At 58.9% G+C, this 12,319-nt stretch carries 14 protein-coding genes and 1 tRNA gene; 5 read left to right on the top strand and 10 right to left on the bottom strand.

Going from position 1 to position 12,319, the window contains the following annotated elements:
* The first annotated feature begins 2 nt into the window (after window positions 1–2).
* Window positions 3–839 carry an RAD55 family ATPase gene (locus HL45_RS04470; RefSeq protein ID WP_049969886.1) on the top strand — a complete coding sequence of 279 codons (837 nt, stop codon included), beginning with the start codon at window positions 3–5 and terminating at the stop codon, window positions 837–839.
* Window positions 840–885: 46 nt separating this feature from the next.
* Here the strand turns inward: HL45_RS04470 and HL45_RS04465 are convergent, their stop codons facing one another.
* The 8 genes from HL45_RS04465 to HL45_RS20270 form a co-directional block, all read right to left on the bottom strand.
* Window positions 886–1,950 (bottom strand): 3-keto-5-aminohexanoate cleavage protein, encoded by a 1,065-nt coding sequence (locus HL45_RS04465; protein WP_049969885.1) that lies wholly within the window; start codon window positions 1,948–1,950, stop codon window positions 886–888.
* 558 nt (window positions 1,951–2,508) lie between these two features.
* A tRNA-Pro gene (locus HL45_RS04455) sits at window positions 2,509–2,579 on the bottom strand.
* 43 nt (window positions 2,580–2,622) lie between these two features.
* Window positions 2,623–3,681: a succinylglutamate desuccinylase/aspartoacylase family protein gene (locus HL45_RS04450; RefSeq protein WP_049969882.1), complete on the bottom strand. Its 1,059-nt coding sequence runs from the start codon at window positions 3,679–3,681 to the stop codon at window positions 2,623–2,625.
* Between the two features lie 123 nt (window positions 3,682–3,804).
* Window positions 3,805–4,344: a hypothetical protein gene (locus HL45_RS04445; protein ID WP_049969881.1), complete on the bottom strand. Its 540-nt coding sequence runs from the start codon at window positions 4,342–4,344 to the stop codon at window positions 3,805–3,807.
* A 189-nt stretch (window positions 4,345–4,533) separates the two neighbouring features.
* Entirely contained in the window at window positions 4,534–5,406 is an 873-nt protein-coding gene (locus tag HL45_RS04440) for an RNA-guided pseudouridylation complex pseudouridine synthase subunit Cbf5 (protein ID WP_049969880.1), read from the bottom strand.
* Window positions 5,406–5,984 (bottom strand): (d)CMP kinase, encoded by a 579-nt coding sequence (cmk, locus tag HL45_RS04435; RefSeq protein WP_049969879.1) that lies wholly within the window; start codon window positions 5,982–5,984, stop codon window positions 5,406–5,408. The genes HL45_RS04440 and cmk overlap by 1 nt, the downstream gene beginning before the upstream one ends.
* Before the next feature lie 39 nt (window positions 5,985–6,023).
* Complete coding sequence (locus HL45_RS04430; RefSeq protein ID WP_049970086.1) at window positions 6,024–6,926, bottom strand: DUF106 domain-containing protein; 903 nt, start codon at window positions 6,924–6,926, stop codon at window positions 6,024–6,026.
* 264 nt (window positions 6,927–7,190) lie between these two features.
* On the bottom strand, window positions 7,191–7,433 hold the full coding sequence (locus HL45_RS20270; protein ID WP_144239999.1) for a hypothetical protein: 243 nt from the start codon (window positions 7,431–7,433) through the stop codon (window positions 7,191–7,193).
* Window positions 7,434–7,533: 100 nt separating this feature from the next.
* Between HL45_RS20270 and HL45_RS04425 the strand changes: the two genes are divergently transcribed.
* Entirely contained in the window at window positions 7,534–7,887 is a 354-nt protein-coding gene (locus tag HL45_RS04425) for an SHOCT domain-containing protein (RefSeq protein ID WP_049969878.1), read from the top strand.
* Window positions 7,888–7,905: 18 nt separating this feature from the next.
* Here HL45_RS04425 and HL45_RS04420 read toward each other — a convergent pair whose 3' ends face one another.
* Window positions 7,906–8,523 (bottom strand): adenylate kinase, encoded by a 618-nt coding sequence (locus HL45_RS04420; RefSeq protein WP_049969877.1) that lies wholly within the window; start codon window positions 8,521–8,523, stop codon window positions 7,906–7,908.
* Between the two features lie 86 nt (window positions 8,524–8,609).
* Here HL45_RS04420 and HL45_RS04415 point away from each other — a divergent pair, with 86 nt between their 5' ends.
* The 3 genes from HL45_RS04415 to HL45_RS04405 all read left to right on the top strand — a co-directional run bounded on the left by HL45_RS04415 (window position 8,610) and on the right by HL45_RS04405 (window position 11,906).
* Entirely contained in the window at window positions 8,610–9,080 is a 471-nt protein-coding gene (locus tag HL45_RS04415; RefSeq protein WP_049969876.1) for a hypothetical protein, read from the top strand.
* A gap of 160 nt (window positions 9,081–9,240) precedes the next feature.
* Complete coding sequence (locus tag HL45_RS04410; RefSeq protein ID WP_049969875.1) at window positions 9,241–9,672, top strand: universal stress protein; 432 nt, start codon at window positions 9,241–9,243, stop codon at window positions 9,670–9,672.
* Window positions 9,672–11,906, top strand: coding sequence for an amino acid permease (locus tag HL45_RS04405; protein ID WP_049969874.1), 2,235 nt, complete (start codon window positions 9,672–9,674; stop codon window positions 11,904–11,906). The genes HL45_RS04410 and HL45_RS04405 overlap by 1 nt, the downstream gene beginning before the upstream one ends.
* 71 nt (window positions 11,907–11,977) lie before the next feature.
* On the opposite strand, the gene HL45_RS04400 is transcribed toward HL45_RS04405, so the two are convergent.
* Entirely contained in the window at window positions 11,978–12,250 is a 273-nt protein-coding gene (locus HL45_RS04400) for a hypothetical protein (protein ID WP_211250822.1), read from the bottom strand.
* Between the last annotated feature and the right edge of the window lie 69 nt (window positions 12,251–12,319).

Here is a 12,319-nt window from a genome sequence, read left to right as displayed (position 1 = left end):
ATATGAACCGAATCCCGTTCGGCGTCTCCCAGTTCGATTCCCTTATCGGCGGCGGCTCCCCGCCGGGGAGCGTCGTCCTGCTGGCGGGCGACGCCGGGGCGGGTGCGCGCGAGTTCGCGTACACCAGCGCGACGATAAACGCTCTCGGACACGCCGACACCGACCAGTTCGACCTGCACTACGGCGAAGTTGATTCCCGTGCGAACCTTCCCGAGGAGATTCATTACGTGTCGTTCACCGCCAGCGCAGAGGAAATCCACGCCGAAATCACGCACGCCATCGACGAGGAACTGGTGTCGCCAGCATCGGAACTGATGGCGTTCGAAGACCTCTCGACCGAATACTTCCAGTTGAGTCCGATTCCCCACGACTGGTACGTCGAAAAGCGAAGAACCATCACCGACCTCGGGCAGAGTCACAGTCGTCGGGACATCCTCGAAGCCCTCGGAGAGTACCTCACCGACCACGCCTCGGGTAACCTCGTCGTCATCGACTCGCTCACCGACCTCATCTCTCTGCCAGACGAACAGGCGGACTGGCACGAAATCTCGATGTTGTTGAAAGGGATGAAAAAAGCATCCCAATCGTGGGGCGGGCTGATTCTCGCCCTCGTAGACCAAGAGAGCATCACGGACACGCAAATGGGAGAACTGATGGGCGCGACGGATGGTACCATCAGCTTCGAGTGGGAAAGCGGCGGCAACGAGCGCGCCCGAACCATGTTCGTCCGGGAGTTCCGGGGCGTCCTCTCGCGCATCGAAGACGAGAACATCATCCGCTTCGAAATCGAGATTCAAGGCGACGGGTTGGACATCAGCAACGTCCGAAAGATTCGATAGTTCGTTTTCGAGGTGGGAGACGGGATTTGCTATCGCAGATTCGACCTCAGCGCGGCGACGTGTACTCCATGCCGAGGAACTCCCGCGCTTCGTCGGGGTCGGTGATGACTCGCCGACCGAGCATCTCCGCGAACTCCACGGCGAGTTCGATGACCTCGGAGTTCTTCTGAATCACCTCGTCGCGGTGCGGATACTTCCAGTAGGCGTCCTCGATACCGACGCGGACGACGTTTGCGCCAGCGAGCAGGCCGAGAATGAGCGTCGGAAGCCAGTTTCTCCCGCCGGGGTTGACGCCGACGATGGAGTCCTCAATGGTTTCGCGGGTGTTGTAGATAGAGGAGATGACGTTGAGATACGACCACGGGTCGTTGTTCGTCGTCTGCGCGTGATGCGCGCCGAGGTAGAGGTTGAGCATGTGCGAATCTTCGTTCATCTCCTCTTTGTCGAACAGTCGGTGTTTCAAATCGTAGAGAACGTGCGTATCGTACAGTTGGAACACCGGTTTGATACCGTTCTCCCCGAAGAATCTGACCCCTTCCTTGATGGACGACGGAGAGTGGTAGGTGCCAGCACCGAACAGTCCTATCGGGAGGACGACCGACCCTTGACAGTATTTGTTGCCCTCGCCCAGTCGGAGCAGTTTCTCCGTCGCCGTGACGTAGTCGGCGTGCGGCCCGGTCGTCCACGTCTGACTCGTCGTGACGACTTCGCCGCATTCCTCGAACACGGGGTCTAAAATCTCGGCGAGCAGTTCCGGGTCTTCCCACTGCGGGCGTCGTGCTTCGTTTCGTGGGTGGACGTGTACCGCCGCGGCACCCGCTTCCACGCTTTCGACGAGTTCCACACTCTGTTCTTCTTTGGTGTCCGGCACCGCCGGATAGTGGTCGCCACCTGCCTGCCACCCGGGATAGGCGCATTCGATGATGACCGGACCGTCCATCGTGTCGATGGAATCTTCGCGGTGAACCGGGAAGAACTCCTTCGCCATTTCCGGCGTGAACGTCGAGGAGGATTCCAGTTCGTTGAACGCGAGGTCGTCGTAGAGATTCTGATGGAGAGCGTCGCGCCGACCGGCGTTTTCGGCCGTCTTCGCAGTTTTATTTCCAGACATAAATACTAAAAAAGAGCACCATTACTTCAACCTTTGTTTTAAATTATAACTTTTGAATATCTGCCCACACAAAACATGAAGGTTAACGAATTATTTATTAATTGTTTTCAACAGAGTCGTACATCGTGGCGCGATTTTATCCACAGATGCGTGGTTCTCATTGGGTTTGCCACGTTCGGTGTTCGACTGATTTTTCTCTTCATGTCCGTTCACCGTGACTTCGCACGCTCGTCACGAGAGTTCACTCACTACGTTCGCAAACCCGTCGCAAAATCATGGGACTACCGGAAGACGACCGACGCTGACCAGCGTCGGTCGTCTTCCGTCATCCATTTTACTTCGTAAAAGTGGGACTACCGGAAGACTCGCTTCGCTCGCCATCCATACTCCCATTTTTGCTCCGCAAAAAGTGGAACCGCCGAGAGTCGAACACCGTCGTTCCGCTTCGCTCCACGACGAGCTTCGGACTCGCTACGCTCGTCCGACATCGCGCAAGCGCGAATGCGACGCTCGGCGCTCGACTGATTTTTCTCCTCACGTCCGTTCGTCGTAAAATCATGGGACCGCCGAGAGTCGAACTCGAGTCCTACGGACCCCATCCGCAGAGGATACCACTACCCCACGGTCCCGCGCATTTCGGAAAAGGCGAGTGCGTGAGTTAAGCCCTTCGTTTCACTCCTGTTCTCGCGGGACGACGAGGTCGCCGTCGTCCCGCACCGCGAGGCTGGCCAGCGGGTCGTTTTCGTAGGCCGAAACGCCGTGATAGCGCCCGACCACGTAGCCGTCGTGGTCGCTCTCGACCGTCGCCTTTTCCTCGCCGTGTGGCGTTACGATGTCCGCGATAACGTCACCCTGCTCGAAGGTGTCGCCAGCCTCGACGCGATGGCGGACGATTCCTGCCGTGTCGGTGTGTGGATGAACCGCGCGCTTGACCGGGAAATCGACGGGCGCGGAGAGACCGGTCGGTTCGGGGTCGCCGGGGAGCATATCCAATTCGCGCATGACGTTCAGCAGGCCGATAACACCCTTCTCGCGGGTATCCTCCTCGACCACTTCGAAGCCGCCGAGTTCGACCGTGAACGCGGGGATTCCGGCGTTGTTCAGCGCGGCCCCGGCGGTCGAACGCTGGAGGTTCTGCTCGACGTACTCCTCGGCGGCGTACTCGTTGATGAACGGGAAGTCGTAGGCATCCACCAATCGTTCGAGTTCGTCCGCGAGTGCGTTGGCTTCCGCCTCGGTTCGCTCGCTTCCGTAGAGCACTCTGTCCCGAATCACGAACGGAATCGACCCGACCTGTGCGGTGTGGAGGTCAACGAGCGCGTCTGCGGAGTCTTCGAAGGCGTCGTAAATCCTCCCGTCGATGAGTTCTTGCACGCGCGGCGGACGCGACCCGTCTGCGTCCGGGTCGGGAAAATATCGATTCGGGTCGTCGCCGTGGTAGTAGGAGGTTCGGGACGTTTGGCGCAGACCGGCGGGGTTCAAGTTCGGAAGACAAACTACGGAACCCCGAATTTCGGATTCGAGGTTCTCCTGCATCACGTCCTGTGCGGTGGCGAGGGCGGTGACCTCGTTACCGTGAATCGACGCCGTAATCCAGAGCGTCGGGCCGTCTTCTTTGCCTTCCGCGATGAGGACGGGGAGTCGTTCGGGAGTGCCAGTCGGGAGGTCGGTTACGTCGAACCACCCGGTGACGAGTTCGCCGGGGACGGATTCTGCAGTGCCGAGTTTCATACCGAGAGGTGTTCGGCAGGTGGTAAAAACTCGCGTGTATCAGCAATGTGTCGAAGCCAACTCGCCACGATTCGAAACGAGTGGAGCCACGAGTTCGACATCGTGGATTTCGAAGGGGGGTCTCTACGTAGTGTCCATCTCCGACCCCGTCGTGGAATCGAGACACGACGCCTGTGTCGTCGAGAGACTCGACCGAATCGCTCCGTAATCGAACATGCCGATTTGTGTTTGAGACTGGTCACAGTCGAACAGTTGCGACGGAACCGAAAGCGAATCCTCCGCACCCGTGTCCCACACTCGAATAGACAGGTCGTATGTGGACGGTTCGTAGAACGCGATGTCCACCACCGAATCCGTCGGAAACTCGAACGTCCTGTCGAGCACCATTTCGTCGGTTTCGAGGTCGGTGACCACGATGACGGCGGTTCGAAATCGGATTCCCGCGTTCCAAATACTCACTGTGTGAGGTGGAGAGTCGCCGTCAAATCGCCCGATTTCCACGGGTCGAAGCGACATTCCCGGGTCGTACTTCCCGAGGTTACCTCTGGCAATCGACGGGGTTTGATGGTCGGTGGTCGCCGCGGTGAGGGCACCGACGCTAAAACAACCGACAATCGTCGTCACCACGGCGGGAAGTCCGGCGAGGAATGTCCGACGATTCATACTACCATAAATAATATACATAGATAAGCCGCTTTTGGCGGATTGAGACAGCGTTTATCAGTGTAGTACGCCATTCAATGACAGAGTATTCTCATTCAGAACGAGGAACAATACCGCAAGAGCGGTTGTGAGAAGAGGAGAACTCGTGCCGCGAAGAGACATCAACTGTGAACGTGTCGAATCCAGAAATCAGACCAGTACGCGTTCCAACGAAACGACTTTGCCAGTTTCCGCATCCGAATCGCCGACCATCTTTCCGAGACAGGCCGCCGACCCGTTCGGCGTGAAGCAGGCGACGAGCTGATTTTTCTCTGCCTCTTCCGCGTCAATGACGCCGGGAGCGTACACCGGCGCACCGTTTGCCACTTGTTCGGCCGCGTTCGGTGCGATGGTGACCCTCGGAAGGTGTGTCAGTGCGCGTTCCGCTGGCTGGACGATTTCGCGCAGCCAGTCGTCGTTGTCCTCTTCGCGCCATCTCCCAAGAGCATCCGAGAGGTCGTGTAAGGTGACGAGGTCGGTGTCGTCGAAGGGGTCGGTTCCGGTTCGACGGAGATGACCCATGTGCGCGCCGGTTCCCAGCGCGAGTCCGAGGTCGTGACAGAGCTTTCTGATGTAGGTGCCGCTCTCACAGCGAATCCGGAGAAGCGCCTGTCTGTCCCGGACTTCGAGCACGTCCAATTCGTAAATCTCGCGGACGCGAAGGCGGCGCGAAACCGCGCTCTTTCGCGGCGGTTTCTGGTACAACGGCGCTTCGAATTCGGAGACGATTGCTTCGATGTCCCCCGGCGGTTCGTCGTGGAGTTCCAAAACGGAGACGTACTCCTTCGACCCTTCGAGAAACACCTGCGAGAGGCGGGTGGCCGTGCCGGTCAGCGTCGGCAGACAGCCAGTGACTTTCGGGTCGAGGGTTCCCGCGTGGGCCGCCTGCTCGACTCCACAGAGGTCACGAACCCACGCCGCGACTTGGTGGGCCGATGGGCCGGGCGATTTGTCGAGGTTGATGACGCCAAATTCGAGCAGTTCGTCGGGCGAACGCTCGTCTGGTGGGCCGCGAAGCGTCATCAGAAATCGTATGAGACGCCGGTAATCGGATACTTGCCCTCGTCGGCTTCCGGGTCGTAATCCTCGACGGCCGTCGTCAGCATGTCGAGTACGTCCTCGGGATTCCACCGCGCCGTGTTGACGCTCAGGTCGTAGATGGTGAGGTCGGTGATGTCGATGCCGTAGTACTCCTCGTACCGCTGGGCCTCACTGCCTGCTCGGGCGCGGGTTTCCGTCGCGGCTTGTTTCACCGTCTTTTCCTCGCGGTCGGCGATTCGGGCCGCACGAACGTCGAGTGGAGCGTCTAACCAAATTCTGAAATCGGCGTGCTCACCGGCAAGCCATCCCGCGAGGCGGGATTCGAGGACGAGGTCGTCCCGTTCGACGGCGATTTCGCGGAGTCGCCTGTCCAAATCGCGGTCGATTTCCTCGTCTTCCTCGGCGAGTTTGTTGAACTCAAGCGGCGTCAAATCGCGCTCCGCGGCGAGTTCGCGGAAGATGTCGCCGCCGCTCACGTGTTCCAATCCGAAAATATCGGCGAGTCCCTCGGCAGTCGTACTCTTTCCACTCCCCGGTGGACCGGAGACTGTCAGTAACATATTCCCTCTCGAACGGGCACCAAGAAAGAGGTTTTGAACTTACGTCGGCGTCGTCTGGATGTTCAGCGCCTTGCGGATGAGTTGCGTGAACGCCATCGAGCAGAGGAAATACCAGATGATCCACGCCTGCATCGGGCCGAGGATGCCCTCTTGCCATGCGAGTGGGCCGCCAGCCATCGGAATGATGATTTCCTGCGGGACGACTGCACCGGTACCGATTCGCCAGTACATCCAGAGGAAGACTGGGATGGTCAGGAACATCGTCCAGACCATCGGACGGAACTGCTCTTTGAACATGCCCATCTGGTCGCCCATCGCGTCCATCTGCTCTTCGCGGATGCGCTCCATCTCCTGCTCGTCGCCCTTCTCGCGGGCTTCCTTCTGACGCTTCTGGATGTCCTTCATCCGCTGTTGGTACGCACCCATTTTGTCCATATCCATCAGGTTGTCCTGCAAGAGCGTGGAGTACAGTCCCGTCAGCATCGCGAGAATCATGATGACGACGTAAAACGGAACCGCCGATTCTATCGGGCCGATGAATACGTCCACGGCCCCGCCGACGACACTGCGAACCGATTTGATGGAGTACCCTGCGAACAGGCCGATGCTGGCCACTGCCGCGAGTTTGTCCCATTTCGACCACGTCGTGCCATCCACGTCGTCCACGTCGGCGGACGAGGTCGCGGCAGTGGTACCCGTCGAATCGTCGAGCGCGCTCTCGACTGCATCGGGGTTGGCGAGTTCGAATCCGTGAATCCCGTCCACAAGGATACCCTTCTCTATCATGCGACCCCACTGTCCGCTCGTGATGTCGTCGCTTACGTCACCCCACTCGACCTCGTCCGACCCTTCGTCGGTTCGTTCGTAGACGACCGAGAGAGCGTCGGCCATCGCCGAATCCTCGGCGATAAGCGATTCCACTTTCTGCGCTGTCCGTGCCATTACGTCGAATTTGACGTTCGCCATTAATCAACCTTCGCCATCGACACGAGGAGACTGGAAGTTGTGATTTTGGCGGCGAGGAACAGCAGACCAGGTACATAACTGATTGTGAGAGAAAATGAATCGTGAGGAAATCACGACTTCAATGAAACCGCACGCCCCGCACCCACCCGCACCCACCCGCACCCACCCACACACCTCCCCAACCGACTCGCTTCGCTCATCCCTCGCGCGAAAACTGGCAGGCCTTCGGAAGTGAACTCCTCAGGCCTGCCGACGCACGCGCCACGAGGGTTTGTGTCGGTTTCGGAATCCGAGAAATCCATATGGCGCGCGAAGGCGGCCGTCAGGTCGCCCGCGCGAGGGATGGGCGAACGAGCGCCAGCGAGTGAGCGAATCGGTTAGGAGGGGTGGCGAACGAGATTTCTCCGAAATCTCGATGGCGAGCGGCACCGCCGGGAGCGCGGCGGGGGTATATGTTGTCGTGATTCGTCCACAGAAATCCATTCAAACGCAACTGCACCATCCAGATGTTACCGAAATCCACACGCAATCCCGAATCGTTGGTAACCAAAACTTTTTGTCGAATTCACATTAACTGTACGACATGAGCGGTACGTTGAACCAACTGCTTCCCGAAGACGACTTCTGGCGGACGGCGACGTTCTGCGTCTTCCTCGTCTTTCTCGTCCCCCTCGTTGCGATTACGGGTGCCTTGGCACCGGAAGCACTCGTCTTGGGTGTCTTTCTCGCATTCGTGGCGTGGGTGGTCGGTCAGTGGAGCGACTCCGCCGACGAGACGGCGCAAATAGAAGACGAACAGGAGTTGGACGCACTCGAAACACTGCGGAAGCGCTACGCCAACGGCGACATCGGCGAGGCCGAGTTCGAACAACGACTGGATAGACTCATCGAAACGGAATCACCTGTGCCGCGCGAAAAAGAACTGTCGTTCGAATAGCAAACCGCTTTTGCTTCGTCAGGCTTCGCGTTCGACCGTCTCCTTAATCTCGTCCCACACTTCGTCAGGCGTCTGCTCACCGTCGATGCGGACGAGTTCGCCCGTCTCTTCGTAGTGGTCGATGACGGATTCGGTGTTTTCGCGGTAGACGCGCAGTCGTTCTCGAACCGTCTCCTCGTCGTCGTCGTCACGCTGGATGAGTCGTGCTTCGACTTCCTCGTCTTCCGGTGGGTTGTACTCCACGTGGTAGACGTCGCCCGTTTCGGGGTCAAGTCGGCGGCCCGTCAGTCGGTGGACGAGTTCCTCCTCGTTTACGTCCAAGTACAGGACGACGTCGAGGTCTGTGATGTCGTCCAGATACTTTGCCTGCGAGATGTTTCGTGGGTAGCCGTCGAGGACGTAGCCGTCGGCCTCCGAGAGTGCGGCGTTGACGATTTCGTTGACCACTGGGTCAGGGACGAGTTCCCCGGCGTCCATGAAACTCGCGGGAGTTCCGTGTTCCGTCTCCATGTGTTTGTTCTCGCGGAGCGCGTCGCCCGTTGTGACGTGTTCGACACCGAACTCGTCGGCGAGTCGCACGCTCTGAGTTCCTTTCCCGGCACCGGGCGCACCCAGAATCAGGATATTCGGATTCATGCTCACACCTCCATCGCCATCGCATAAAGGCTTAAAGAAACCGTCCGAGCGTTCGGGTTTTTGGTGTCGGGTCACGAACTCCCGATATGAGCAGATTCAGCGCCGACACGCCGAAAGAACGCCGAAAGCTCGTTATGGATGCCATCACCGCCCACCGAGAGCGCGGCAGTCCGTTCTGCACGCTGTTGGCCGAATACGATTTCGAACCCGCCGAAATGGAAGGCGAACCGGAAAGTGACGATGAGTGGGAAGGTGAAGATGAACGGGACAGTGAAGACGACGCCGAAGTCGAGGAGGCCCCGCCGTGGATACAGTTCGGCGACCAAACGCTCAATCTCGATTGCACCGACGAGGAACTCGACCGTCTCAAAAACCTCCTGCGCGAGTTCCCGGCGTTCAAAATCGAGCAGTTGGAAAGTCCGGAAGAGGCGGAGGGAACGAACGTCCGCATCAGCGCGAAGGCCGACGTGAACAGAATTGCACAGTTCGTGGAACAATCACTCCAAACGGTGTACGAATGTCCAAAATCAACGACGGTTTGGGCGGTCGAGGTGTAACGAACCGCCACGATTTTCGTAGCTGTTATGAATATCGGACGCAACTACTGCGCCACATGACGCACAGACACGCCATTAGAGATTCCCTTGACAGAGAACGATGGACGGATGCGATTCAGCGGCATACAGGACAGATAATCGACACTGGGTGGTACGTCACATGAGCCTGTTAGAGCGCGTCGTTATCCCAGTCGCCAGCGAGAAAGACGCCGAATCTACCTGCGATGCCGCACTGGAGCGAGTCGAGTCGGCAGGCGGTCGGGTTATCGCCCTCCACGTCGTCGAAAAAGCGGGCGGTGCACCGGACAAGGCGTCCGTCGAACAGCGCGAAGAACAGGCGGACGAGATTTTCGAAATCGTTACGGAACGCTGTGATGCGCTCGGCGTTCCGGTCGAGACGAAAATCGCATACAGCACTAACGTGGCGGACGCTATTTTCGAAACTGCCGACGAGGTCGAGGCTACGGCAATTGCATTCACGCCTCGCGGCGGTAGTCGCTGGATGAAACTCCTCACCGGGGACGTGGCACTCTCGCTCGCCACGAAGACGAATCGGCCAGTCGTTATTCTTCCGGACGGAGAGGACGACTGATGGCGGACGAGGAACTCGCCAAAGACCTCGGCCCGCTGGCCGCCCTGACAATCGGTATCGGGACGATGATTGGTGCGGGGATTTTCGTCCTCCCCGGCGAGGCCGCGCAGATGGCCGGGCCTGCAGTCGCCCTGTCGTTCGTCATCGGCGGCGTCATTTCGCTGTTTACCGCGCTCTCGGCCAGCGAACTCGGGACGGCAATGCCGAAAGCCGGTGGTGCATACTACTACATCAATCACGCGCTCGGCCCGCTGTTCGGTTCCATCGCCGGACTCGGCAACTGGATAGGACTCGCCTTCGCCTCGGCGTTCTACATGCTCGGTTTCGGGGATTACGTGAAAACGCTCATCGCAGTGCCATCACTGTGGATTCTCACTCCCGACCAAGTGGGTGCACTTATCGCTGGCGCGCTGTTCGTCCTCGTCAACTACGTCGGTGCGAAGGAGACGGGACGACTCCAGAACATCATCGTCATCACGCTCGTCGGTATCCTCACCGTGTTCTCGATACTCGGCATCACGCAGGGCGATCTTTCGACGCTCCAACCGTTCGCCCCGCGAGGAACTGACCAAATCATGCCCGCGACTGCGCTCATCTTCGTCTCGTATCTCGGCTTCGTCCAGATTACGACTGTCGGCGAAGAAATCAAAAATCCGGGACGAAACCTCCCGCTCGCCGTCGTGGGAAGCGTCGTCATCGTGACTATCATCTACGCCATCGTGATGGTGGTGCTGATGAGCATCGTCAACTGGACGGAACTCGTTCCGGACGTGACCGGAACCCCGGTTATCGACGTAGCCGAAATCGCCTTCGGCACCGTCGGGCTTGCCGCCCTCGGTGCCGGACTCATCACGTTCGGTGGCCTGTTGGCGACGGCGTCCAGCGCGAACGCCTCGATTCTGGCGTCCTCGCGCATCAACTTCGCCATGGGTCGTGACAAACTCGTCACCCCGTGGCTGAACGAGATTCACGAAAACTTCGGAACGCCGTACCGTTCCATCGCGGTGACGGGTGGCATCATCCTCGCGCTCATCCTCATCGGGAACGTGACGCTGCTCGCAAACATCGGGAGCATCCTGCATCTCATCGTTTACGGCCTGCTCAACATCGCCCTCATCGTGATGCGCGAGGCAGACGTGGACGAGTACGAACCCTCTTTCCGGGTGCCCCTCTATCCGATAACGCCGATTCTGGGCGCCATCCTCTCGTTCGCGCTCATCGGGTTCAACGACAGGGATGTCGTCATCCTCGCACTCGCGTCGATTCCGGTCGGAATGCTCTGGTACTTCTTCTACGCCAGAGAGAAAACCGACAAACAGGGCATCCTTAGCAAGTACATCCTTAGCCGTTCCGAACAGATGCCGGAACCCGCAGTGTCCGCGGCATCGTCGGTCAAACCGGACGGCGGCGACTACCGCGTGATGGTTCCGCTGGCGAATCCGAAAAACGAAAAAGACCTGATTTCGCTCGCCAGCGCGGTTGCGAGCCAACGCGGCGGCACCGTCGTTGCAACCCACATCGTGCAAGTGCCAGACCAGACGCCGCTTGCGAGCGGTGCCGAACACGTCGAGAAACTCGATTCAGAGTCCAAGGAACTGCTCGAAAGCGCCCGCGAGGACGCCGAAACGTTCGGCGTTCCGGTCGAAACTCACACCATCCTCTCACACCGCTCGTTCGAAGAAATCTTCGACGCCGCCCGAAGCCACGATGCAGACCTCGTGGTCATGGGTTGGGGCAAAGACAGTCACGGGTCGCCCGGACGTGCAGAAAGCGCCATGGACGAACTGACGAACGACCTGCCCTGCGACGTGGTTGTCTACCGCGACCGCGGATTCGACCCCAGCAGGGTGCTCGTTCCGACCGCCGGTGGGCCGGACTCCGCCCTCAGCGCCGCAATCGCGCGAATGCTCCGGTCGGAGTACGACTCCGAAGTGTCGCTTCTCTACGTCGCCGACGACGGCGAAGAAGACGGCGAGCAGTTCCTCGCCGACTGGGCCGACGAACACGAATTGGCCGACGCGAACCTCATCGTCGAATCCGGCGATGTGGAAGCAGCAATCGAACGGGCCGCGCAGGACTGTTCGATGCTCATCATCGGCGCAACCGAGGAAGGACTGCTCTCGCGCCTCGTCCGCGGGTCGCTCGCGCTCGACGTGGTCAACGACGTGGACTGTTCCGTTCTCCTCGCCGAGAAAGCACACTCGCGGTCGCTCCGAGAGCGACTGTTCGGCTAAGCAACCGAACGGTTTTCTGTCGAACCACTTTCTCCGTCGAGATCCACGGACGCCATTTTTGACCGACTCAATTACTCGTCGGCGAGTTGGTTTGCGCGAACGATGACGTAGATGAGAACGATTCCAGTTCCGACCGCGAGGATGAACTGTGTCGCAAGCGTGAACAGGAGTCCGAACACCGGAACTAGTCCGAATACCTCAATCAGAAAGAATTGCAAAAGCATTGGTATAAGGGCAGCCACGCCAACCGCTCCGATGAGTTTTGCAAGCGGGAGTGCTTCATTGAGTATCTGCGCTGTATCGAGTTCATCCGGGGAAAACGTGAAAAACGGTCGAGACGACATTATCAGATGGTGTACTTTCTCTCGTATTGACTTTTGTGTGTCGTTGCTCGAAACTGTCTCGGTCGAATG

The sequence above is a fragment of the Haladaptatus cibarius D43 genome, assembly GCF_000710615.1.
Classification (GTDB): Archaea; Halobacteriota; Halobacteria; order Halobacteriales; family Haladaptataceae; genus Haladaptatus; species Haladaptatus cibarius.
The sequence above is the reverse complement of the archived record's forward strand: the minus strand, read 5'-3'. Positions and strand labels throughout refer to the sequence as shown.

Bases quoted from the DNA above. Each gene is read 5' to 3' on its own strand.
- HL45_RS04470 (WP_049969886.1), top strand. From the start codon at position 3: ATGAACCGAATCCCGTTCGGCGTCTCCCAGTTCGATTCCCTTATCGGC.
- HL45_RS04465 (WP_049969885.1), bottom strand. From the start codon at position 1,950: ATGTCTGGAAATAAAACTGCGAAGACGGCCGAAAACGCCGGTCGGCGC.
- HL45_RS04450 (WP_049969882.1), bottom strand. From the start codon at position 3,681: ATGAAACTCGGCACTGCAGAATCCGTCCCCGGCGAACTCGTCACCGGG.
- HL45_RS04445 (WP_049969881.1), bottom strand. From the start codon at position 4,344: ATGAATCGTCGGACATTCCTCGCCGGACTTCCCGCCGTGGTGACGACG.
- HL45_RS04440 (WP_049969880.1), bottom strand. From the start codon at position 5,406: ATGACGCTTCGCGGCCCACCAGACGAGCGTTCGCCCGACGAACTGCTC.
- cmk (WP_049969879.1), bottom strand. From the start codon at position 5,984: ATGTTACTGACAGTCTCCGGTCCACCGGGGAGTGGAAAGAGTACGACT.
- HL45_RS04430 (WP_049970086.1), bottom strand. From the start codon at position 6,926: ATGGCACGGACAGCGCAGAAAGTGGAATCGCTTATCGCCGAGGATTCG.
- HL45_RS20270 (WP_144239999.1), bottom strand. From the start codon at position 7,433: ATGGATTTCTGTGGACGAATCACGACAACATATACCCCCGCCGCGCTC.
- HL45_RS04425 (WP_049969878.1), top strand. From the start codon at position 7,534: ATGAGCGGTACGTTGAACCAACTGCTTCCCGAAGACGACTTCTGGCGG.
- HL45_RS04420 (WP_049969877.1), bottom strand. From the start codon at position 8,523: ATGAATCCGAATATCCTGATTCTGGGTGCGCCCGGTGCCGGGAAAGGA.
- HL45_RS04415 (WP_049969876.1), top strand. From the start codon at position 8,610: ATGAGCAGATTCAGCGCCGACACGCCGAAAGAACGCCGAAAGCTCGTT.
- HL45_RS04410 (WP_049969875.1), top strand. From the start codon at position 9,241: ATGAGCCTGTTAGAGCGCGTCGTTATCCCAGTCGCCAGCGAGAAAGAC.
- HL45_RS04405 (WP_049969874.1), top strand. From the start codon at position 9,672: ATGGCGGACGAGGAACTCGCCAAAGACCTCGGCCCGCTGGCCGCCCTG.
- HL45_RS04400 (WP_211250822.1), bottom strand. From the start codon at position 12,250: ATGTCGTCTCGACCGTTTTTCACGTTTTCCCCGGATGAACTCGATACA.